This is a genomic window from Ramlibacter sp. PS3R-8 (assembly GCF_037572435.1).
GTDB lineage: Bacteria > Pseudomonadota > Gammaproteobacteria > Burkholderiales > Burkholderiaceae_C > Ramlibacter.
On the sequence record NZ_JBBHGT010000003.1, the window covers coordinates 239,817 to 262,259 of the forward strand.

Below are 22,443 nucleotides of genomic sequence, written 5' to 3' on the forward strand. Positions count from 1 at the left end.
CCCTTTGTCGGTGTTTTTCATGCGGGCTGGTACGAGAGGCGAACGTAGATCGGCGCGTAGGCCTCGGCTTGCGTCAACTCGATCAGCGTTTCCTTGGCCAGCTCCAGCATGGCGATGAAGGTCACGATCAGAACCGGCACGCCCTTGGCCGCGTCGAACAGGTGCTCGAACTCCACGAACTTGCGACCCTGCAGCGCCTTCAGCAGCATGCTCATGTGCTCGCGCACCGAGAGCTCCTCGCGGGTGATCTTGTGGTGCTGGACCAGCTTGGCGCGCCGCAGGATGTCGCGCCAGGCTTCCTGCAGGTCCGCCGCGTTCACGTCGGGGAAGCGGGGCTGCAGCGACTGCTCGATGTACACCTGCGCGCGCAGCACGTCGCGGCCCAGCTGCGGGATCTCGTTGATGCGAAAGGCCGCGGCCTTCATCTGCTCGTATTCCAGCAGGCGGCGCACCAGCTCGGCCCGCGGGTCCTCGGCTTCCTGGCCCTCGGCCGTCTTGCGCGGCGGCAGCAGCATGCGCGACTTGATCTCGATCAGCATCGCCGCCATCAGCAGGTACTCGGCGGCCAGTTCGAGGTTGCGCTCGCGGATCTCGTCGACGTACGTCAGGTACTGGCGGGTCACCGCCGCCATCGGGATGTCGAGGATGTTGAAGTTCTGCTTGCGGATCAGGTACAGCAGCAGGTCGAGCGGTCCCTCGAAGGCCTCGAGGAAGATCTCCAGCGCGTCCGGCGGGATGTACAGGTCGTGCGGCATGGCGAACAGCGGTTCGCCGTACAGGCGCGCGAGCGCCACCTGGTCGACCACGCCTGGCATGCCGGTCACCTCGTCGGCCGGCGGCTCGGGCAGGACGGTCGTGCTGGTGCTGTCCATGGCGCAGGCCGCTTCAGCGGCGCTGGCGCGGGTCGTCGCCGTACACGTACGCCTTCTGCGGCACGCCGGCCTGTTTCCAGTCGGCGATGGCGTCGCGGTCCAGGTTCTTGTCCCACCAGATCGAGCGGCCGGCGCGCTGCTGCGCCTCCAGGTCGGGCCGCTCGGTCTTGAGCTGCTCGATGAACTGGGTGATGTCGGAGCGGTAGTCGGGGCGCCGGAAGATACGCTGGAGGAAACTGGCCATGCGCCATTTTACGTCTTGCTCCTCCCCCTCCGGAGGAGGTCCGGGGTGGGGCTAGCCTTCCAGCTCCCTGACCAGCCCGCCGCGCTCGATCACCTCGCGCGGCTGCTGCTGCAGGTTCTCGATGCGCAGCGTCCCTTCGCGCAGCTGCACCGCCTTGTGCAACTGCCGCAGCGCATCGAGCCCCGAGGTGTCCAGGTGGACCAGGTGCAGGGCATCCAGCACCACCTCGGGCCGCTCCGGGCCGGTCTCCACGGCCTGCACCACGGGGTCGATCTTGGCGGCCGCGCCGAAGAACAGCGAGCCGTACAGCTTGTAGCGCAGCAGCGCGGCGTCGTCGGCCACGCGCTCCACGCTGAAGAGGGAACCCATCCTCTGGATGAACAGCACGCATGCAGCGACCAGCCCCACCTGCACCGCCACGGTGAGGTCGAACACCACGGTCAGCACGAAGGTGCCCAGCATCAGCAACCGGTAGTGCGTGCTGTACCGTCGCAAGTGGGCGAACTCTTTCCACTCTCCCATGTTCCAGGCCACGAACAGCAGGATGCCGGCCAGCACGGACAGCGGCACCAGCAGCGCCAATGGGGCCGCGAGCAGGACCACCAAGGCCAGCGTGCCGGCGTGCACGATACCCGCCACCGGCGTGGTGCCGCCGGAGCGGATGTTGGTGACGGTACGGGCGATGGTGCCCGTGGCCGGCATGCCGCCGAAGAACGGCACCACGAAGTTGGCGATGCCCTGGGCCATCAGCTCCTGGTTGGGATCGTGCCGTGGCGTGGGCGAGAGCTGGTCCGCCACGCGGGCGCACAGCAGCGACTCGACGGCGCCCAGCAGGGCGATGGTCAGGGTGGGCGTGACCAGCAGCTTGACCGTCTCCCAGCTGAATTCCGGCAGCACGAAGGCCGGCAGCCCGCTGGGAATGCCGCCGAAGCGGCTGCCGATGGTTTCGACCGGCAATGCGAAATACCACGCGGCCAGCGTCAGGGTGACGAGCGCGACCACCGGCCCGGGAACGCGCGCCCCCACTTCGCTGGCCTGGCGCATGCCGGGGATGTCCCAGGCCGCGCGCATGGGCGAGCGTGCCTGCCACAGGCGCGGCCACACGAACAGGCCCAGCAGGCAGGCGGCGCCCAGTACGAAGGCAAAGGGATTGGAGGTGCCGATGTGCGCGGCGATCGTCTTCAATTGCGTGAAGAAGTCGGCCGGCATCCTGGGAATGGCCAGGCCCAGCAAGTCCTTCACCTGCGAGGCGGCGATCAGCACCGCGATGCCGTTGGTGAAGCCGATCACGATGCTGACCGGAACGTAGCGCACCATGCGCCCGAGCCGCAGCACCCCAAGCAGGAACAGCAGCACGCCGGCGCAAGAGGTGGCGATCATCAGGTTGGCCAGTCCGTAGCGCTCGAGGATGCCGTAGACGATGACGATGAACGCGCCCGCCGGCCCGCCGATCTGCACGCTGGAGCCGCCGAAGACGGAGATCAGCAGGCCCGCGATGATCGCGGTCCACAGCCCGGCCTCCGGCTTGAGTCCCGACGCGATGGCGAAGGCCATCGCCAGCGGCAGGGCCACGATGCCGACGCTGACGCCGGCGCCGAGGTCCCGGGCGAAGCGGGTCCGGTCGTAGCCGCGCAGGTCATCCAGCAGGCGCGGGCGGAAGACGAAGGGCAGTTTCAATGGCGGGCAGTCTACGCCCGCTGAGCTACTTGCCGGAATCGCCTGACGGCAGCACCGCGCCCGCCGCCATGCCGACCGCCTTGCCGGTGATCTTGACGGTGCCGACCGCCGCATCGACGGCGAGCGAGCCGGCCGTCACGGCCAGGCCGGCGACACCGATGACGGCACAGCCACTCAGGGTGGCCGCGACGGTGGCCGCAAGGGCCGCGCGGATGAGGTAATGCATCGCACGAGCTTAACGCAGCGGCCTGCGCCGGAGCGGGCCTTTACATCTCAGCGGACCCGCATGCCCGGCTGCGCGCCGGGCCAGGCCGTGAGCACGTAGATCCCGGGCTGCGCCTTGCCGTCCGCATGGCTGGCCGACAACACCATGCCTTCGCTGACGCCGAACTTCATCTTGCGCGGCGCCAGGTTGGCGACGACCACGGTGAACTTTCCCACCAGGTCTTCAGGCTTGTAGGCCGATGCGATGCCGGAGAACACGTTGCGCAGGCGGCCTTCGCCGACGTCCAGCGACAGCTGCAGCAACTTCGTCGAGCCTTCCACCGCCTTGCACTCGACGATCTTCGCGATGCGCATGTCGACTTTCAGGAAGTCATCGATCGTGATGCTGGGGGCGACAGGCTCGCCCCCCGGATCACTCCCTGTCCCGCCTGCGGGAGAGGGCTGGGGCGAGGGCTCTTCGCCAGCCGGCACCTCGAACAACGCATCCAGCTGCTTTTCCTCCACCCGCTGCATCAGGTGCTTGTAGCCGCCCACCACGTGGCCGGCCGGCAGCGGCTGCGCCGCGTTGGTCCAGTCCAGCGCATCGCATTGCAGGAAGGCTTCGGCCTGGCCTGCGAGCTGCGGCAGCACGGGCCGCAGGCAGGCCGTGAGCAGGCGGAACATCTGCAGGCACCAGCTGCCCACGGCCGCCGCCTCGCCGCCCTGTCCTTCCTTGGCCAGCTTCCAGGGCGCAGCGGCGTCGAATGCCGTGTTGACGTGGTCCGCCACGGCCATGACCTCGCGCAGCGCCCTGGCGTAATCGCGTGATTCGTACAGTCCGCGCACCGCCCCCACCAGGGCCGCCGGATCGATGGCGGCCAAGGGTTCCCCGGCGACGAGCTTGCCCCCCGGAACGAACCGGACCGCGCGGCTGGCGATGTTGACGTACTTGCCCACGAGGTCGCTGTTGACCCGCGCCATGAAGTCCTCGGCATTGAAGTCGATGTCTTCGTTGCGCCCATTCAGCTTGGCGGCCAGGTAGTAGCGCAGCCACTCGGGGTTCATTCCGAGCGACAGGTACTTCAGCGGGTCGAGGCCGGTGCCGCGGCTCTTGCTCATCTTCTCGCCGTTGTTCACGGTCAGGAAGCCGTGCACGAAGATGGCGTTGGGCGTCTTGCGACCGCTGAAGTGCAGCATCGCCGGCCAGAACAGCGTGTGGAAGGTGATGATGTCCTTGCCGATGAAGTGGTACTGCTCGGTCGCGGGGTCGGCGATGAAGTCCTCGTACGAGCGGCTCTCGCCCGCCGCCCTGGCCCCACCCTTGTCGAAGTAGTTCTTGAGCGACGCGAGGTAGCCCACGGGCGCGTCGAGCCAGACATAGAAGTACTTGCCGGGTGCATCCGGGATCTCGATGCCGAAGTAAGGGGCGTCGCGGCTGATGTCCCAGTCGCCCAGCGCGGTCTTGCCGTCCGCGTCCGGCACCAGCCATTCGCTGATCTTGTTCAGCACCTCCGGCTGCACGGTGCCGCTGGCCGTCCACTTCTTCAGGAAGTCCATGCTCCGCGGGTCGGACAGCTTGAAGAAGAAGTGCTCGGAGCTTTTCAGCTCCGGCTTCGCCCCGGACAGCGCCGAGTACGGGTTGATCAGGTCGGTGGGCGAATAGACCTTGCTGCACACCTCGCAGTTGTCGCCGTACTGGTCCTTCGCGTGGCAGTTGGGGCACTCGCCCTTGATGAACCGGTCCGGCAGGAACATCTGCTTTGCCGGGTCGAAGAACTGCTCGATGGTCTTGCTGGCGATCAGGCCGTTGGCCTTGAGGTCCCGGTAGATCTGCTGCGCCAGCTCGGTATTTTCCTTGCTGTCGGTGGAATGCCAGTTGTCGAAGCGGATGTGGAAGCCGTCGAGGTATTCCTTGCGGCCGGCCGCGATCTCGCCCACGAACTGTTGCGGCGACTTCCCCGCCTTCTCGGCGGCGATCATGATCGGCGCACCGTGCGCGTCGTCGGCCCCCACGAAGTGCACCATGCTCCCCTGCATCCGCTGGTGCCGCACCCAGATGTCGGCCTGGATGTATTCCATGATGTGGCCGATGTGGAACTTGCCGTTGGCGTACGGCAGGGCGGTGGTGACGAAGAGCTTGCGCTGGGACATGGGGGCTTTTCGGAGGCGGAACCGGCCATTTTAGACAGCGCCGGTACACTTGCCGGAACTAGAGAGAGACAAGCTCAATGGCCACCCAGGAACAGTTGCTCGCCGCATTGGCGGGCGTGAACGACCCGAACACGGGCAAGGATTTCGTCAGCACCAAGGCCGTGAAGAACGTGCAGGTCGAAGGCGGGGAGGTTTCGTTCGACGTCGAACTGGGCTACCCGGCCAAGAGCCAGGTGCCGGCGATGCGCAAGGCGCTCGTGGCAGCGGCCAAGTCCGTGCCGGGCGTCGAGAACGTGTCGGTGAACATCACCACCAAGGTGACGGCGCACGCCGTGCAGCGCGGCGTGCAGTTGATGCCCAACGTCAAGAACATCATCGCCGTCGCCTCGGGCAAGGGCGGGGTGGGCAAGAGCACCACCGCCGCCAACCTGGCGCTGGCGTTGGCGGCCGAGGGCGCCAAGGTGGGCGTGCTGGACGCCGACATCTACGGCCCCAGCCAGCCGATGATGCTGGGCATCGACCGCCGTCCCGAAAGCGATGATGGCCAGACCATGGAGCCGCTGGAAAACCACGGCGTGCAGGTCATGTCCATCGGCTTCCTGGTGAACCAGGACGAAGCCATGATCTGGCGCGGCCCGATGGCCACCCAGGCACTGGAGCAGCTGCTGCGGCAGACCAACTGGGCTGACCTCGATTACCTGATCGTCGACATGCCGCCGGGCACCGGCGACATCCAGCTCACGCTGTCACAGCGCGTGCCGATGACCGGCGCGGTGATCGTCACCACGCCGCAGGACATCGCGCTGATCGATGCGCGCAAGGCCGTCACGATGTTCGAGAAGGTCGGCGTCCCGATCCTGGGCGTGATCGAGAACATGGCGGTGCACATCTGCAGCAGCTGCGGCCACGCCGAGCACATCTTCGGCGAGGGTGGCGGCAAGCGCTACGCGCAGGAGAAGGGCATCGAGTACCTGGGCGCGCTGCCGCTGGCGATGCACATCCGCCAGCAGGCGGACAGCGGCAAGCCCACGGTGGTGGCGGACCCGGACAGCGAAGCGGCGCGCATGTACAAGAGCATCGCGCGCCAGGTCGCGATCAAGATCGCTTCCAGGGCCAAGGATTTCTCCTCGAAATTCCCGACGATCTCGGTGTCCAAGAACACCTGACGGCTGCCGGGAGCCGGCCCTTACTGGGCGCTCCAGGTGCGTTCGCCGCCCAGCAGCTGCATGCGCTCGCCCACTTGCCAGATGCCGGCTTGCGTGTCCCGGCTCTGGCGCAGGGATCCATTGGGCAGGCGCACGTCGAACTCGTAGTAGGCCGCGGTTCCGTCCTTGCTTTCGCTGTGGCGGATGTTCTCGATCACGCCGCAGGTGTCGCAGCGGTGGCGAACCGGGGCCGCCGCACGCTGGTACGGCGTGGCGACTTCCGCCGGCGCCGCGGCCGCTGCCTGCTCGGGCCACAGGGCGAGGCCGGCGGCTGCGACGCAGAACGCTCCACCCACCGCCAGCATGGCCCGGGCCAGGGAGTGCCTGGCGAGGCCAGTGCGCTTCGGCGCGAGGAGGGGAGCGGCGGTGGAGCAGGTGTTCATGAGCGCGAGAGTGCGCTTGAGCTAAAGCCTTGTCTGTAGGCGGACGCGCTGAGAGCCCTTTGTGTTGCTGCTGCACAATGATCCCCATGACAACCCGTCCCGCCGTCGACGTCGCCGTGATCATGCGCAAGGTGCGCACGGCCAGTCACTGGCAGCCGTGGCGATGGGAGCTCGCCGAAGTGGTGGCCGACGAACAAGCCTTCGGGACGGAGCCCCGGCTCCTTCACCAGGACGCTGACGGCGAGCGCTGGCTGCACCCGGGCTTTCGCGCGGAACTGTTCCGCGACGAAGCGGAGGGCTACTACCTGAATGTCACCACGCCTGCGCCGGCCTGGTTCGTCCTGTGGCGCATGGAGGACGAGCCCAGCATCGCGCCCGAGCCCATTCCGCGGCCGCTGATCGTGACGCTGAGCTACAACGAAGCCGCCCGCTGGCTGGACGCCCAGGAGACGGTGGAGAACGTTCCGGCGCCGCCGCACATCGTCGACTGGATGGGCGAGTTCGCCCAGGCGCATTACGAGCCGGAGCAGAAGAAGAAGCGCAAGCGCCCGGAAAGCTTCAAGTCCCTGTCGGACCGTTTCGGCCAACCGGCCTCGGTGAGCACCGGCAAGAAGTACGGCGGAGGCGAAGGCCGTGGCTGACGGATTCCTGGGCCGCTGGGCCAAGCGCAAGGAGGCCGTGCGGCAGGGGGAGGCGGTGCCGGCGGAACCGGTGAAGGGTGTTGACGCGCTCCAACCCTCACCCCAGCCCTCTCCCGCAAGCGGGAAAGGGAGTCTTGAAGCCCCCTCTCCCTCCCGGGGAGAGGGCCGGGGTGAGGGGCAGCGGGACGAGCCCCCGCCCCCCCCAACCCTCGCCGACGCCGAATCCCTCACCCCCGCCTCCGACTTTCGCCGCTACGTCCAGCCCGACGTTGCGCCCGAGGTACGCAACGCCGCGATGAAGAAGCTGTGGGCCGATCCCCACTTCAACGTGATGGATGGCCTGGACATCTACATCGGGGACTACGGCAAGCCCGATCCGATTCCGCCGGAATGGTTGCGCCAGCTGGCCAGCGCCAAATTCCTGAACCTCTTCGAGGAGAAGGAAGAGGAGGAGGGTGCTGCGGACGAGGTAACCGACAAAGGCCCTGCGGTGAGGGAAGCCGCTGATGCGGGACCCGTCGAAACCGTGGCACAGTCCAGCACCCCGACCGAGCACGCCTTACCGCCGGCGGAAGACCATGCCGACCCTGATTTGCGACTGCAACAAGACGATGCCCCTGGACCCGAAGGCCCTGGGGCGGGCTCTCGATGAAAACCTGACGCTGCACTCCACGCTGTGCCGCCGCGAAGCCGGCGCGTTCCAGCAGGCAGTGAAAACCGGCGACGACGTGGTCGTGGCCTGCACCCAGGAAAAGCGCCTGTTCGGCGAGCTCGGGCAGCAGACCGAAGGCGCCATCTCGCCGATCCGCTTCGTCAACATCCGCGAGACCGGCGGCTGGAGCCGCGACGCGAAAAGCGCCATGCCCAAGCTGGCCGCGCTGCTGGCCTCCGCGAAACTGCCCGAGCCGGAACCCGTCCCCACCGTCACCTACAAGAGCGCCGGCCGCCTGCTCGTGATCGGGCCGCTGCAGGAAGCCGAGCGCTTCGCCGCGGTCGCCGGCGGCGCCCTGGACATCACCATCTTCTCGCGCGGCGGCAGCGGCGCGCAGGAGCGCCGCTTCCCGATCGTGGGCGGCCGCATCGTCAAGCTCTCGGGATGGCTCGGCGCCTTCTCGCTGGAGTGGGCGCAGGACAACCCGATCGACCTGGACTTGTGCACGCGCTGCAATGCCTGCGTGGCCGCGTGCCCGGAACAAGCCATCGGCCTGGACTACCAGGTCAACATGCTCGCCTGCAAGAGCCATCGCTCCTGCGTGAAGGTGTGCGACGTGGCCGGCGCGATCGACTTCACCCGCGAGCCGGTGCCCCACACCGAGAGCTTCGACCTGGTGCTGGACCTGCGGCAGCAGCCCGCCTTCCTGCAGCACGCGCCGCCGCAAGGCTACTTCCACCTCAAGCCCGAGGACGCCACCGGCGCCAAGGCGCTGGACACGGTGCTCAAGCTGCGCGACCTGGTCGGCGAGTTCGAGAAGCCGAAGTTCTTCACCTACAAGCAGAAGCTGTGCGCGCACAGCCGCAACGAGCAAGTCGGCTGCAACGCGTGCATCGAGGTCTGCTCGGCCGAGGCGATCTCCAGCGAGAAATCGCGCCAGCAGATCAAGGTCAATCCCAACCTGTGCGTCGGCTGCGGCGCCTGCACCACCGTCTGCCCCACCGGCGCGATCTCCTACGCCTACCCGCGCGCGGGGGAGCAAGGTCTCAAGATCCGCACCATGCTGTCCACGTACGAGCAGGCCGGCGGCAGCGCTCCCGTGCTGCTGCTCCACAGCCAGGAGCTCGGCCAGCGGCTGGTCGAGGACGTCGGCCGCGGCGCACGCATCGGTGCGACGCAGGGCGTGCCCGCCAACGTGATCCCGCTGGCCGTCTGGCACGTGGCCAGCGTCGGCATCGACCTCTGGCTCTCGGCAGTCGCCCAGGGAGCAGCCCACATCGCCGTGGTGGTCACGAGCGAGGAGGCGCCCCAGTACGTCGACGCGCTGGAAAGCCAGATGCAGGTGGCGCAGGCCGTGCTGGAAGGCCTGGGCTACGAAGGCAGCCACTTCAGCATGGTGCGCGCGCGCGACGCGGCGGACCTGGACCAGCACCTGCAACTCGTCACCCGCCGGCGCGGCGCCACGCCGAAGGCGCGTGCCCGCTTCAACGTTTCCGCCGAGAAGCGCACGACGGTGGACCTGGCGCTGGACCACCTGGTCGAGCACGCCGGCAAGCAGCCGGAAGTCATCGCCCTCCAACCCGGGTCGCTGTTCGGCGGCATCACGGTCGACAAGGACAAGTGCACGCTGTGCATGAGCTGCGTCGGCGCCTGCCCGTCGAGCGCCCTGCAGGACAACCAGACCGCGCCGCAGCTGCGCTTCGTCGAGAAGAACTGCGTGCAGTGCGGTCTTTGCGCCACCACCTGCCCCGAGCAGGCCATCGCGCTGCAGCCGCGCCTGCTGCTCACCCCCGAGCGCAAGCAGTCGCGCGTGCTCAACGAAGCCAGGCCGTTCGCCTGCGTGCGCTGCGCCAAGCCTTTCGGCACGCTCAAGGCCATCGAGACCATGCTCACCAAGCTGTCGGGCCATTCGATGTTCCAGGGCGCCGCGCTGGAGCGCCTGAAGATGTGCGGCGACTGCCGGGTGATCGACCTGCACACCAATCCGAACGAGTCGCGCATCAACGATCTATGAAGCCGCCGGGCCGCCCCAAGGCGAATACCGCAATGCGTAGCATGGAGGTTTACTGAATGCTCGAACCCCTGCCGACCACCAGCGCCCTGGACGAGGAAACCGCGCGGGCGGAAATCTACGGGCTGCTGGCGCAACTCTATTACCAGCCGCCGCCGGAGGAACTGCTCTCGGCCTTGCGCGTGGCTGCCACCGATGCGCCGGCGCAAGGGGCTTTCCTGGAGGAGCCGTGGCGCGCCCTCGTGGGCGCGGCGCGCGAATTCGACCAGGCCACCATCGCCCGCGAATTCGACGCGCTGTTCGGCGGCGTGGGCAAACCCGAGGTGTACCTGTTCGGGTCGCACTACATGAGTGGTTTCCTCAACGAAAAGCCGCTGGCGCGCCTGCGCGAAACGCTCGCCGGGCTGGGACTCGGGCGCGACGACACGATGCCGGAAACCGAGGACCACATCGCCTATGTCTGCGAGGTGATGCGCTACCTGATCGCCGGCGACGACGTCGCGGTAGCCAACCTCACGCGCCAGTCCGAATTCTTCGCCACGCACCTGCTGCCCTGGGTGAACGCATTGTGCGATGCAATAACCGCGCACCCGAAAGCGCAGTTCTATGCGGTGCTGGCCGCCTTCACGCGCGCCTTCGTCAGCGTCGAAGCGCAAGGCTTCGACATGCTGGCGTGAGCCCGCCCTTTATTCCCTGCCTTACGGAAATTCCGTCATGCGGTGTCGCAATCTGAGACGAATTCCTGTCGAGTGGCTTGCAGCTTCGCGTTTCCCCTAGGCGAATAGGCATGCTAACGATTGCCGTGAAGTTTTCCCTCCACTACAGTATGAAGAGTAGTTCACAAGAGCTCCAGGAGACGAACATGCCCGAAAGCCTCAAGCCCCGGCCCTCGCGCCGCGGGTTCATGTTGGGAGCCGCAGCCGCCGGTGCTGCCACCGCCGCCGTGGTGACGCTTCCCTTGTCCGAGCCCGCCGAGGCTCCCGTCACGGAAAAGCGGCCGGCGCCCGAGGGCGGCGGCGGCTATCACCTGTCGGAACACATCAAGCGCTATTACAAGACCACGCTCGTCTAACAGCGGGAGACATCCATGTTGCTCACGAAGAAGCCGGGGGCCGCGCAGGCCAACGCACGCTCGCCTTTCGTCCACTCCCTGCAGCGAGGCCTCTCCTCCGCGCTCCCCACCATGGACCGCCGCGCCTTCCTGCGCCGCTCCGGCCTGGGGGTAGGGGTCGGCATCGCCGCCTCCTCGCTGATGCTGGTCAAGAAGGCCAGGGCGGCGGACGGCAAGGGCCCGGCCATCGGCGAAGGCCGCATCGAGGTCAAGCGCACGGTCTGCACGCACTGCTCGGTGGGCTGCGCCATCGACGCGGTGGTGGAGAACGGCGTGTGGGTGCGGCAGGAGCCGGTGTTCGATTCGCCGATCAACCTGGGCGCGCACTGCGCCAAGGGCGCGGCGATTCGCGAGCACGGCCACGGCGAATTCCGCCTGCGCTACCCGATGAAGCTGGTGAACGGCAAGTACGAGCGCATCAGCTGGGACACGGCGCTCAACGAGATCGCCGCGCGCCTGAACGACCTGCGCAAGGCCAGCGGGCCGGAGTCGGTGTTCTGGATCGGCTCGTCCAAGCATTCGAACGAGCAGTCCTACCTGATGCGCAAGTTCGTCAGCATGTGGGGCAGCAACAACTGCGACCACCAGGCCCGCATCTGCCACTCCACCACCGTCGCCGGCGTCGCGAACACGTGGGGCTACGGCGCGATGACGAACTCCTACAACGACATGCAGAACAGCAAGGCTGCCCTGTATATCGGTTCGAATGCCGCCGAGGCGCACCCGGTGTCCATGCTGCACATGCTGCACGCCAAGGAAACCGGCACCAAGATGATCGTGTGCGACCCGCGCTTCACGCGCACGGCCGCCAAGGCGGACCAGTACATCCGCTTCCGCTCCGGCGGCGACATTCCGCTGCTGTTCGGCATCCTGTACCACATCTTCAAGAACGGCTGGGAAGACAAGAAGTACATCGCCGACCGCGTGTACGGCATGGACAAGGTGCGCGAGGACGTGCTGGCCAAGTGGACGCCGGACAAGGTGTTCGAAGCGTGCGGCGTGCCGGAAGCCGAAGTCTTCAAGGCCGCCGAGACGATGGCCAAGAACCGTCCCTCCACCATCGTGTGGTGCATGGGCCAGACGCAGCACTCCATCGGCAACGCGATGGTCCGCGCTTCCTGCATCGTGCAGCTGGCGCTGGGCAACGTCGGCGTGTCCGGCGGCGGCGCCAACATCTTCCGCGGCCACGACAACGTGCAGGGCGCCACCGACATCGGCCCCAACCCCGACTCGCTGCCCGGCTACTACGGCGTCGCCGACGGTGCCTGGCGCCACTTCGCCACCGCCTGGGGCGTCGACTACGAGTGGATGAAGGGGAGATTCCAGAACGCCGGCATGATGACCAAGCCCGGCATGACGGTGTCCCGCTGGATCGACGGCGTCCTCGAGAAGAACGAGATGCTCGACCAGGACCCCAACCTGCGCGCCGTCTTCTACTGGGGCCATGCGCCCAACTCGCAGACCCGCGGCCTGGAGATGAAGCGGGCCATGGACAAGCTGGACCTGCTGGTGGTGGTGGACCCGTATCCCTCCGCCACGGCGGCCATGGCGGCGATGCCGGGCGACCCGAAGGACCTGAACCCGAACCGCGCGGTGTACCTGCTGCCGGCCGCCACGCAGTTCGAAACCAGCGGCTCCGCCACGGCCTCCAACCGCTCGCTGCAGTGGCGCGAGATGGTGATCGAGCCGCTGTGGGAAAGCCGCAGCGACCACATGATCATGTACCAGCTGGCCGACAAGCTCGGCTTCGGCAAGGAACTGGTCAAGAACTACAAGATGCAGAAGATCAAGGGACTGGACGAGCCGGTGCCCGAGGACATCCTGCGCGAGATCAACAAGTGCATGTGGACCATCGGCTACACGGGGCAGAGCCCCGAGCGGCTGAAGGCGCACATGCGCCTCATGGGCCACTTCGACGTCAAGACGCTCAAGGCCAAGACCAGCGTCAAGGACAAGGAGACCGGCTACGACATCCAGGGCGACTACTTCGGCCTGCCCTGGCCGTGCTATGGCACGCCGGAGCTCAAGCACCCCGGCTCGCCCAACCTGTACGACAACAGCAAGCACGTGATGGATGGCGGCGGCTGCTTCCGCGCGAACTTCGGCGTGGAGAAGGAAGGCATCAACCTGCTGGCCGAGGACGGCTCCCACTCGCTGGGCTCCGAGATCACCACCGGCTACCCGGAAGTCGACCACCTGCTGATCAAGAAGCTGGGCTGGTGGGACGAGCTCACGCCCACCGAGCAGGCGGCCGCCCAGGGCAAGAACTGGAAGACCGACAACTCCGGCGGCCTGATCCGCGTGGCCATGAAGAACCACGGCATCCACTGTTTCGGCAACGCCAAGGCGCGCGCGGTGGTGTGGAACTTCCCGGACCCGATCCCGCAGCACCGCGAGCCGATCTACAGCACGCGGCCCGACCTGGTGGCCAAGTACCCGACGCACGAGGACAAGAAGGCGTTCTGGCGCGCGCCCACGCTGTACAAGACCTTGCAGGACAAGAACATCCAGGACAAGGTGCACGAGAAGTTCCCGCTGATCCTCACGTCCGGCCGGCTGGTCGAATACGAAGGCGGCGGGGAGGAAACGCGCTCCAACCCCTGGCTGGCCGAACTGCAGCAGGAAGCCTTCGTGGAGATCAACCCGAAGACGGCGGCCACCCGGCAGATCAAGAACGGCGACCGCGTCTGGCTGCGCTCGCCCACCGGCGCGCAGCTGAACGTGCAGGCGCTGGTGACCGAGCGCGTCGGCGAGGACACGGTGTGGATGCCGTTCCACTTCTCCGGCCGCTGGCAGGGCGCGGACATGCTGCCGTACTACCCCAACGGCGCGGCGCCGGTGGTGCGCGGCGAAGCGGTCAACACCGCCACGACCTACGGGTATGACAGCGTCACCATGATGCAAGAGACCAAGACGACGATCTGCAACATTGAACGCGCGGCCTAAAGACCTGCACCGGAGACAGACATGGCAAGAATGAAATTCATCTGTGATTCGGAGCGTTGCATCGAATGCAACGGCTGCGTCACGGCCTGCAAGAACGAGCACGAAGTGCCGTGGGGCGTGAACCGCCGGCGCGTCGTGACCCTCAACGACGGCGTGCCGGGCGAGAAGTCGATCTCGGTGGCCTGCATGCACTGCTCCGACGCGCCCTGCATGGCGGTCTGCCCCACCAACACCTTCTACCGCACGGAAGAGGGCGTGGTGCTGCACGACAAGGACACCTGCATCGGCTGCGGCTACTGCAGCTACGCCTGCCCGTTCGGCGCGCCGCAGTTCCCGTCGGCCGGCACCTTCGGCGTGCGCGGCAAGATGGACAAGTGCACCTTCTGCGCCGGCGGCCCCGAGGCCAACGGCTCGCAGGCCGAGTTCGAGAAGTACGGCCGCAACCGCCTGGCCGAAGGCAAGCTGCCGGCCTGCGCGGAGATGTGCTCGACCAAGGCGCTGCTCGCGGGCGACGGCGACGTGGTGGCGGACATCTTCCGCAACCGCGTGCTCAAGCGCGGCAAGGGCGCCGAAGTCTGGGGCTGGGGCACCGCCTACGGTTCCAAGCAAGCCGGCCAGCCGGGTGGAGCCAAGTCATGAAAAGCCTGATCGTCCTCTCACTGGCCGCGGCGGCGTTCGCCGTCGCCGGTTGCGCCGACCGCGAGCAGACGGCCAGTGGCATCAAGGCCGACACCAGCCCCTTCAGCGGCACCAGCAAGCAGCCGCCGTACATGGCGGCGGGCTGGAAGCAGGGTGACCGCGCCGCCTGGGAACAGCAGTTGAAAGTCCGCACCGTGCAGGGCCAGAACGACTATGCCAAGGTTCCTTGAGTTCCTCGCTGCCGCATTGACGGCGGTGGCCCTGGGCGGCCCCGCGTTCGCCCAGTCCACCGGCGCCGCGCCGGCGGGCGGTTCGTCCACCACCACGGCTCCGGCCCGGCAGCTGCCGGACGACCCGGTGCCCGGCCAAGGCGCCGGCGGCATCCAGGGCCAGAACATCTTCGAAGTGAAGCCCGAGGTGAAGCGCGACGCTTCCTCCGAACCCGGCTACATGGAGCAGAGCAACGGCCAGCGCAACCGCGTCCAGCCCGGCAACAACGCGCCGATGTGGCGCGACGTCTTCCGTGGCGTCGAGGGTTACAGCAGCCTGCCCAGGAGCCAGGCGCCCGAAGCGGGCGTGCTGATCCAGGCCCCGGTGCAATACCCCGGCACGCGCATGATCACCGCGGGCGAAGCGTGGCGGCAGGTGCGCAACAGCTGGATCCTGCCTTATGGCGGCTCGCTGCTGCTGATCGTGGCCCTCGCGATCGGCATCTTCTATTTCGCCAAGGGACCCATGGGCAAGGCGGACGGTCGCGGCGGCCGCCGCATCGAGCGCTTCACCCCGTTCGAGCGCGCCGCGCACTGGGCCAATGCCATCGCTTTCGTGACGCTCGCGATCTCCGGGATCGTCATGGCCTTCGGCAAGTTCTTCCTGCTTCCGGTGATCGGCCAGACCCTGTTCGGCTACTTCACCTACCTGCTGAAGAACCTGCACAACTTCGTCGGGCCGCTGTTCGTGGTGTCGCTGGTGATCGTGATCCTCACCTTCATCAAGGACAACCTGCCGCAGCGCGGCGACGTGGCGTGGCTGATGCGCCTGGGCGGCATCCTGGGCAAGGGCCACGCGCCCTCGCACCGCTTCAATGCGGGCGAGAAGGGGATGTTCTGGATCGGCAACCTGCTGCTCGGGGCCATCGTCATCGGTTCCGGCCTGGTGCTGGACAAGCTCATCCCCAACCTGGTCTACGAGCGCGGCCAGATGCAGGTGGCGCACATGGTGCACGCCATCGCCGCGGTGCTGATGATGGTGATGCTGATGGCGCACATCTACATGGGCACGATCGGCATGCGCGGCGCCTACCGCGGCATGCGCGAAGGCTATGTCGACGACGAGTGGGCGCGCGAGCACCACGCCTATTGGTACGAGGACATCCAGTCCGGCAAGATCCCGGCGCAGCGCAGCAAGCCGCTGGTGATGGTGGACGACCCTGCCGACCGCGCGCGGCCGGCCTGACGAGAGGACGCAGATGAAAAGCTTCATGCTCACCGTGGCCGCACTGGCCGTTTCCGGCGCAGCCTTCGCCAAGATCCCGCCGCCGGTGCTGGACGAGGCGGCCAAGGCCAAGGCGGCCGAAGCCGCGGCCAAGACGGCGTGGCAGGCCAAGGTCGATTCCTACCAGCTGTGCAAGGCACAGGACCGGGTGGCTGCCCAATACAAGGCGACCCGCGGCTCCAGGCCCGCCATGGCCGCGCCGGCTGCTCCAGGTGCGCCTGCCGCGGCAGCCGCGCCCGCTGCCGCACCGGCGGCCACCGCCGCGGCGGCGCCCACGCCGACCGCGGCCACTGCCTCGCAGGGCGGCAGCACGCCGGTGGCGGGGGTGGCGACCGCAGCCGCGCCGATGGCCATTCCCACGTGCGTGGAGCCCGGGCCCTTCACTTATGTGGCCGCGCCGACGGCGCCTGCGCAGAAGCCGCTGGAAAGCTCCGGCGCGCATTCCCCCACTGCCACGGCCGCGAGCCCGCCGAGCGTGCGCTCGAATTCCGCCGAGATGGCGCCTTCCAAGCCCAGCGTGTCCTCGCCCGGCCCGGCTGTCACCGGCGCGACGACGCCGAAGAAGTAGTTCCCGCGTTTCCTTCCCATCCCAAGGCCAGCCTCCCGGGCTGGCCTTGTCATTTGCGTTAGCCTCTGGCCATGCCCCGCCCCCGGCTCACCGAAGCCCGCGCCCCGCTGACTCGCAGCGTGCCCGTCGTCAACCAGCACGGCGAGGCCGAGACCATTTCGATTCCCGCCGAGCGGCCCCTGACCGTCTACGTGGACAAGCGCGAGCTGGTCACCTTGATGACGCTGGGCGCCCGGCCCGAATGGCTGGTGCTGGGCTACCTGCGCAACCAGCGCCTGGTGCAATCCATCGACGAGGTGGAATCGGTCACCGTGGACTGGGAGGTCGGTTCCGCCGCGGTGAAGACGCACAAGGGCATCGATCGCATCGAGGAGCGCACGTCCAGGCGCGTGGTCACCACCGGGTGCGGGCAGGGCAGCGTGTTCGGCGGCCTCATGGAGGAAGTGGACAGCCTGCGGCTGCCCGAAGCGCGCCTGGCGCAGGCACAGCTGTACGCGATCGTCAACGCGATCCGGCTGCAGGAGAGCACATACAAGTCGGCCGGTTCGGTGCATGGCTGCGCGCTGTTCCAGGGCGAGGAGATGCTGCTGTTCATCGAGGACGTGGGCCGTCACAACGCGGTGGACACGATCGCGGGCTGGATGTGGCTGCGCGAATCCGACCAGCCCGCGGCAGCGACGCCCGACCAGCCGCTGGTGTTCTACACCACCGGGCGCCTGACCAGCGAGATGGTGATCAAGGCGGCGCAGATGGGCGTGGCCATCGTCGTTTCGCGCAGCGGCACCACGCAGATGGGATACGAGATCGCCGAGCGCGTCGGCCTGTGCACCGTGGGCCGGGCGACGGGCCGGCACTTCATCTGCTACACCGCGGCGCAGCGGCTGGTGCTGCAGCCCGAACTGGCCGGCCAGCGCCTGCGTTCCGCCTCCTGAAGCGCGCGACGCAGGGTGGCATGATCCCGGTATGAACGACACCGTCCACGGCGAGGCTGCACCGCCGGCTGCTGCGCGCGACGCCGCGCTGGGCGTGGGCGCCTGGCTGCGCGAAGGCCTGCGCGCCGCCGTGCTGTTGCGCCCCAAGGGCGTGGCCGGCGCGTCGCCGCGCGTGCACGAGCTGTTCGTGCTGACCCTCATTGCCGTCACGATCGAGCTGGCCCTGGGGCGGCTCGAAGTGCCGGGGCCGGCGCAGTTCAACGTGCGCGCCTGGCTGGGATCGTGGTGGACGGTGTCCGGCCTGGTGTTCCTGCTGTGGGCGCTGCTGCCGCGGCGCGAGGCGGATCGCCCCTCCGGGCTGGCAAGCTGGCTCGCGTTGTGGCTGGTGGCGTCGCTGGTGCCGGGGCTGGTGTCCCAGGTGCTCGGCGCGCTGCATGCGCGCGACCTGCTGCCCGGCGTGCTGGCCGACTCCGGCGCCTTCGCCTGGCTGGCCTACGTGACACTGCTGACGTGGACTCTCGCCATCGCGGTGCGCCTGGCGTCCGCCTTCGGCGTGCACGCGCGCGGGCTTGCGTCGTTGTTCGCCGGGCTCCTGGTGATCTTCGGCCTCACCGCCTGGCAATTCACGGACCGCCCCTGGGAGCCGATCGCGCAGGCGCCGGAGCCACCGCCCGGACTGACGCTGTCGCAGGAAACCATCGAGACCCAGCAGGTCGTGCTGCAGCGTGCGCTGGACCAGGTGGCGGCGGAGCGCCCCGGCGTGACGGACGTCTACGGCATCGTGTTCGCGCCCTACGGCGAGGAGGACGTGTTCCGCCGCGAAAGCGCCATGGTGGCCGGCGTGCTGGCGCAACGCTTCGACGCCCAGGGCCGCGTGCTGCAACTGGTGAACCACGTCGACACGGCGGAGACGCTGCCGTGGGCCACGCCGCTGAACCTGAAGCGCGCCATCGCGGCGGTCGCCAAGCGGATGGACCGCGAGCGCGACTTGCTGGTGGTGTACCTGACGTCGCACGGCGCGGGCGACTTCCAGCTGGCCGCATCCAACCCGCCGCTGCAGGTGGACACCGTCAGCCCTGGGGAACTGCGGGCGGCACTGGACGAAGCCGGCATCCGCAACCGGGTGATCGCGATCTCGGCCTGCTTTTCCGGCGGCTGGGTCGGGCCGCTGGCGAGCGAGAGCACGCTGGTGATGACCGCGGCCGACGCGGACCACACGTCCTACGGCTGCGGCAAGCTGTCCGACCTCACCTTCTTCGGCCGCGCGCTGTTCGATGAACAGTTGCGCAAGACCCATTCGTTCGAGCGCGCATTCGCCGCCGCCGTGCCGCTGATCCGCCGGCGCGAGAACGAAGCGGGCAAGCAGGACGGCTTTTCCAACCCGCAGATCAGCATAGGGGAACGCGTGCGCCCGCTGCTGGCCGAGCTGGAAAAGCGGCTGGATGGGCTGCCCGCGGCGTCGCGGCCCTGACATGACCCGAACCTCGTCCGCCTTTTCGCTCGGCTGGCGCACGCTGTGGCGCGACCTGCGCGCCGGCGAACTGCGCCTGCTGATCGTCGCGGTCACGCTGGCCGTTGCCGCGCTCACCGCCGTCGGCTTCTTCGCCGACCGGCTCAAGGGCGGCCTGGCGCGCGACGCCCGCCAGTTGCTGGGTGGCGATGCCGTCGTCGTGAGCGATGCGCCGACGCCGGCGAACTTCATCGCGCAGGCGCGCGCCGCGGGGCTGCAAAGCCTGACCACGCTGGTCTTCCCCTCGATGGCGCGGGCGACCGATGCGCAGGGCGGCGGTGCGCGGCTGGTCGCGTTGAAGGCCGTGCCGGCCGGTTATCCGCTGCGCGGCAACCTGCAGACGTCCGCCAATGCGGACGCCGCCGGACAGGCGACGCGCGACGTGCCCGCGCGCGGCGAGGCCTGGGTCGATGCGGCGGTGCTGGAGTCGTTGGGCGTGCGCATCGGCGACCCGGTGCTGCTGGGGGATGCGCAGTTGCGCGTCGCGCGCATCATCACCGTGGAGCCGGATCGCGGCAGCGGCTTCCTGAATTTCGCGCCGCGCGTGATGATCCACGTCGACGACCTGCCGGCCACGCGGCTGGTGCAGCCGGCCAGCCGCGTCGGCTATCGCTTCGCCGTCGCCGGCCCGGATGCCGCCGTCGCCCGCTTCTCCGCGTGGGCGGTGGCGGAGGCGGCGAAACCCGAGGTGCGCGGCGTGCGCGTCGAGTCGCTCGAAGGCGGGCGGCCGGAGATGCGCCAGACGCTGGACCGCGCCGAGAAATTCCTCAACCTGGTCGCACTGCTCGCCGCCCTGCTGAGCGCGGTGGCGGTGGCGCTGGCCGCGCGCGGCTTTGCCAGCCGGCACCTGGACGACTGCGCCATGCTGCGCGTGCTGGGCCAGAGCCAGCGCACCATCGCCATGAGCTATGCGTTCGAGTTCGCGCTGATCGGCGTGTTCGCCAGCCTGCTCGGCGTGGCGGTCGGCTTTGCCGTGCACTTCGTCTTCGTCGCGCTGCTCGGTGGCCTGGTGGAAACCGCGTTGCCCGCGGCGGGTGGGTGGCCGCTGGCGTTCGGCCTCGGCATGGGGTTGACGCTGCTGTTCGCCTTCGGCTTGCCGCCGGTGCTGCAGCTGGCGCAGGTACCGCCGCTGCGCGTGATCCGCCGCGACGTCGGCAACCTGAAGCCGGCGTCGCTGGCCGTGCTGGCGGTCGGCATTGCCGGCTTCGCCGCGCTGCTGCTGGCCGCGAGCAGCGACTTGAAGCTGGGAGGCATCGCCGTCGGCGGCTTCGCCGGTGCGGTGCTCGTCTTCGCCGGCCTGAGCTGGGTGGCCGTCAAGCTGCTTCGGCGCGTGGTGAACGAAGCCACCGCGCCGCGCTGGCTGGTGCTGGCCACCCGGCAGATCAGCGCGCGGCCGGCCTACACGGTGGTGCAGACCAGCGCGCTCGCCGTGGGCCTGCTGGCGCTGGTGCTGCTGGTGCTGCTGCGCACCGACCTCATTGCGAGCTGGCGCCAGGCCACGCCGCCGGATGCGCCGAACCGTTTCGTGATCAACGTGCAGCCCGATCAAAGCGAGGCCTTCGTCGCTGCGCTGCGCACGGCTGGCGTGAAGCGGATGGACTGGTTCCCGATGTTCCGCGGCCGCCTGGTGGGCGTGAACGGCCGCGCCATCACGCCCGACGACTTCACGGAAGACCGCGCGCGGCGGCTGGTGGATCGGGAATTCAACTTGTCGTTCGCCGCGCAGCAGCCGGACCACAACCAGGTGGTCGCCGGTCGCTGGCAGCCCGAGGAGGCAGGCGCGATCAGCGTCGAAGAAGGCATTGCCACCACGCTGGGGCTGAAGCTGGGCGACACGCTGCGCTTCGACATCGCCGGGACGCAGAGCGAAGCGAAGATCACGTCGCTGCGCAAGGTGGACTGGAGCTCGATGCGGGCGAACTTCTTCGTCATGTACCCGGTCAGCCGCCTGCCGGACGTTCCGGTCACCTACATGGGCGCGTACCGTGCGCCGGAGCGGCGCGGGTTCGACAATGCGCTGGTGCGCGCCTTCCCCAACGTGACCAACGTGGACATGACGGCCACCATCACGCAGGTGCAGGGCGTGCTGGACAAGGTGATCCGCGCGGTGGAATTCCTGTTCGGCTTCACGCTGGCCGCGGGACTGGTGGTGCTGTTCGCCGCCGTCAGCGCGACGCGCGAGGAGCGCGCGCGCGAATTCGCGATCATGCGTGCGGTGGGCGCGCGCTCCAGCCTGCTGCGGCAGGTGCAGCGCGCCGAGCTCATCGGCGTGGGCCTGCTCGCCGGCTTCCTGGCCAGCATGGTGGCATCGGTCGTCGGCTGGGGACTGGCGAAATACGCCTTCGACTTCACGTGGACCGCGTCGCCGCTGGTGCCCCTGGCGGGTGCCCTGGCGGGCGCGGTGCTGGCGCTGGCCGCGGGCTGGTGGGGCTTGCGCGAAGTGCTGAACCGGCCGGTGGTGGAAACCTTGCGCAGGGCGGCTGAATAGTGGAGCCTGCGCGGCAGGGCAACGGGCCTGCGCCGCTATCTGCAAGAGCGTCAGGCTAGGCGCGGCCGAGGCCGTGTACTTTACGTACACAAGGAGGCCGCAACAACGCCTGGCGCTCTTGCAGGTAGCGGCCCGAAGGGTTGGGCCGATAAGGGGGCGCATGCGTCGTTGCGGTCACGGGTCAAGCCGGCCAGGCTTGACCCGCCCCCGCGCCTAGCCTGCGCCCCCTTCTCGACCCAACGCAGGCCCGTTGCCCTGCCGCGCAGGCTCCACCTGCGAAAATGCAGGAATGCAGATCCAGGAAAAGCCCCCGAAAGAGACGCCGTTCGAGTGGATCGGCGGCGAAGAGAAAGTCCGGGCGCTGGTCGACCGGTTCTACGACCTGATGGACCTGGAGCCGGACTTCGCGGAGCTGCGCGCAGCGCATGGCACTGAATTGCACCGCGCCCGCGACAACCTCTTCTGGTTCCTCTGCGGCTGGCTCGGCGGCCCGCAGCACTACACCGATCGCTTCGGCCACCCCAGGCTGCGCATGCGCCACATGCCCTTCAAGATCGGCATCAAGGAGCGCGACCAGTGGGTGGCGGCCATGGACCAGGCGATGGGTGAAGTAGGGGTCGATGAGAAGCTGCGTGCGCGTTTGCGGGAGTCGTTCATGCAGACGGCCGACTGGATGCGCAACGCGCCGGGGTGAAACGTCGGGGTGCCTTCGGCA

21 protein-coding genes are annotated in these 22,443 nt (G+C 68.3%); 15 read left to right on the plus strand and 6 right to left on the minus strand.

What is annotated here, in order from left to right; translation table 11 throughout:
* Positions 1-17: 17 nt before the first annotated feature.
* Genes WG902_RS12545 through metG form a run of 5 tightly spaced genes read right to left on the minus strand, consistent with a single transcriptional unit; the run spans position 18 to position 5,148 of the window.
* The gene (locus tag WG902_RS12545) at positions 18-872 is read right to left on the minus strand and encodes a segregation and condensation protein A (RefSeq protein WP_340060422.1); all 855 of its coding nucleotides are present in this window, start codon (positions 870-872) and stop codon (positions 18-20) included.
* A gap of 13 nt (positions 873-885) precedes the next feature.
* Positions 886-1,116, minus strand: coding sequence for a DUF3460 family protein (locus tag WG902_RS12550; RefSeq protein WP_340060423.1), 231 nt, complete (start codon positions 1,114-1,116; stop codon positions 886-888).
* A gap of 51 nt (positions 1,117-1,167) precedes the next feature.
* Positions 1,168-2,793: a SulP family inorganic anion transporter gene (locus tag WG902_RS12555; RefSeq protein ID WP_340060424.1), complete on the minus strand. Its 1,626-nt coding sequence runs from the start codon at positions 2,791-2,793 to the stop codon at positions 1,168-1,170.
* A 25-nt stretch (positions 2,794-2,818) separates the two neighbouring features.
* Positions 2,819-3,019, minus strand: coding sequence for a hypothetical protein (locus WG902_RS12560; RefSeq protein ID WP_340060425.1), 201 nt, complete (start codon positions 3,017-3,019; stop codon positions 2,819-2,821).
* Positions 3,020-3,066: 47 nt separating this feature from the next.
* A complete protein-coding gene (gene metG, locus WG902_RS12565) occupies positions 3,067-5,148 on the minus strand; it encodes a methionine--tRNA ligase (protein ID WP_340060426.1) in 2,082 nt (693 codons plus the stop codon).
* 77 nt (positions 5,149-5,225) lie between these two features.
* On the opposite strand from metG, the gene apbC reads away from it, so the two are divergent.
* A complete protein-coding gene (apbC, locus tag WG902_RS12570) occupies positions 5,226-6,314 on the plus strand; it encodes an iron-sulfur cluster carrier protein ApbC (protein WP_340060427.1) in 1,089 nt (362 codons plus the stop codon).
* 20 nt (positions 6,315-6,334) lie between these two features.
* Here apbC and WG902_RS12575 read toward each other — a convergent pair whose 3' ends face one another.
* Positions 6,335-6,736: a hypothetical protein gene (locus tag WG902_RS12575; RefSeq protein WP_340060428.1), complete on the minus strand. Its 402-nt coding sequence runs from the start codon at positions 6,734-6,736 to the stop codon at positions 6,335-6,337.
* Positions 6,737-6,822: 86 nt separating this feature from the next.
* Here WG902_RS12575 and WG902_RS12580 point away from each other — a divergent pair, with 86 nt between their 5' ends.
* The 14 genes from WG902_RS12580 to WG902_RS12645 all read left to right on the plus strand — a co-directional run bounded on the left by WG902_RS12580 (position 6,823) and on the right by WG902_RS12645 (position 22,422).
* Positions 6,823-7,377, plus strand: coding sequence for a DUF3305 domain-containing protein (locus WG902_RS12580; protein ID WP_340060429.1), 555 nt, complete (start codon positions 6,823-6,825; stop codon positions 7,375-7,377).
* Positions 7,370-8,029 (plus strand): DUF3306 domain-containing protein, encoded by a 660-nt coding sequence (locus WG902_RS12585; RefSeq protein ID WP_340060430.1) that lies wholly within the window; start codon positions 7,370-7,372, stop codon positions 8,027-8,029. Before WG902_RS12580 ends, WG902_RS12585 begins: the two co-directional genes overlap by 8 nt.
* Positions 7,956-10,043: a 4Fe-4S binding protein gene (locus tag WG902_RS12590; RefSeq protein ID WP_340060432.1), complete on the plus strand. Its 2,088-nt coding sequence runs from the start codon at positions 7,956-7,958 to the stop codon at positions 10,041-10,043. Before WG902_RS12585 ends, WG902_RS12590 begins: the two co-directional genes overlap by 74 nt.
* 56 nt (positions 10,044-10,099) lie before the next feature.
* Positions 10,100-10,717, plus strand: a complete 618-nt coding sequence (locus WG902_RS12595) for a TorD/DmsD family molecular chaperone (RefSeq protein WP_340060433.1) — start codon at positions 10,100-10,102, stop codon at positions 10,715-10,717.
* Positions 10,718-10,902: 185 nt separating this feature from the next.
* Positions 10,903-11,112, plus strand: coding sequence for a twin-arginine translocation signal domain-containing protein (locus WG902_RS12600; protein ID WP_340060434.1), 210 nt, complete (start codon positions 10,903-10,905; stop codon positions 11,110-11,112).
* Positions 11,113-11,127: 15 nt separating this feature from the next.
* Complete coding sequence (locus WG902_RS12605) at positions 11,128-14,097, plus strand: formate dehydrogenase subunit alpha (RefSeq protein WP_340060435.1); 2,970 nt, start codon at positions 11,128-11,130, stop codon at positions 14,095-14,097.
* 21 nt (positions 14,098-14,118) lie between these two features.
* Complete coding sequence (gene fdh3B, locus WG902_RS12610; protein WP_340060436.1) at positions 14,119-14,736, plus strand: formate dehydrogenase FDH3 subunit beta; 618 nt, start codon at positions 14,119-14,121, stop codon at positions 14,734-14,736.
* Complete coding sequence (locus tag WG902_RS12615) at positions 14,733-14,966, plus strand: hypothetical protein (protein ID WP_340060437.1); 234 nt, start codon at positions 14,733-14,735, stop codon at positions 14,964-14,966. Before fdh3B ends, WG902_RS12615 begins: the two co-directional genes overlap by 4 nt.
* A complete protein-coding gene (locus tag WG902_RS12620; protein WP_340060438.1) occupies positions 14,950-16,191 on the plus strand; it encodes a formate dehydrogenase subunit gamma in 1,242 nt (413 codons plus the stop codon). The genes WG902_RS12615 and WG902_RS12620 overlap by 17 nt, the downstream gene beginning before the upstream one ends.
* Positions 16,192-16,204: 13 nt before the next feature.
* The gene (locus WG902_RS12625; RefSeq protein ID WP_340060439.1) at positions 16,205-16,798 is read left to right on the plus strand and encodes a hypothetical protein; all 594 of its coding nucleotides are present in this window, start codon (positions 16,205-16,207) and stop codon (positions 16,796-16,798) included.
* Between the two features lie 71 nt (positions 16,799-16,869).
* Positions 16,870-17,730, plus strand: a complete 861-nt coding sequence (locus tag WG902_RS12630) for a formate dehydrogenase accessory sulfurtransferase FdhD (protein WP_340060440.1) — start codon at positions 16,870-16,872, stop codon at positions 17,728-17,730.
* Between the two features lie 31 nt (positions 17,731-17,761).
* Positions 17,762-19,201, plus strand: a complete 1,440-nt coding sequence (locus tag WG902_RS12635) for a C13 family peptidase (protein WP_340060441.1) — start codon at positions 17,762-17,764, stop codon at positions 19,199-19,201.
* A 1-nt stretch (position 19,202) separates the two neighbouring features.
* On the plus strand, positions 19,203-21,728 hold the full coding sequence (locus WG902_RS12640) for an ABC transporter permease (protein ID WP_340060442.1): 2,526 nt from the start codon (positions 19,203-19,205) through the stop codon (positions 21,726-21,728).
* A gap of 289 nt (positions 21,729-22,017) precedes the next feature.
* Positions 22,018-22,422: a group II truncated hemoglobin gene (locus tag WG902_RS12645; RefSeq protein WP_340060443.1), complete on the plus strand. Its 405-nt coding sequence runs from the start codon at positions 22,018-22,020 to the stop codon at positions 22,420-22,422.
* The last annotated feature ends 21 nt before the right edge of the window (positions 22,423-22,443 follow it).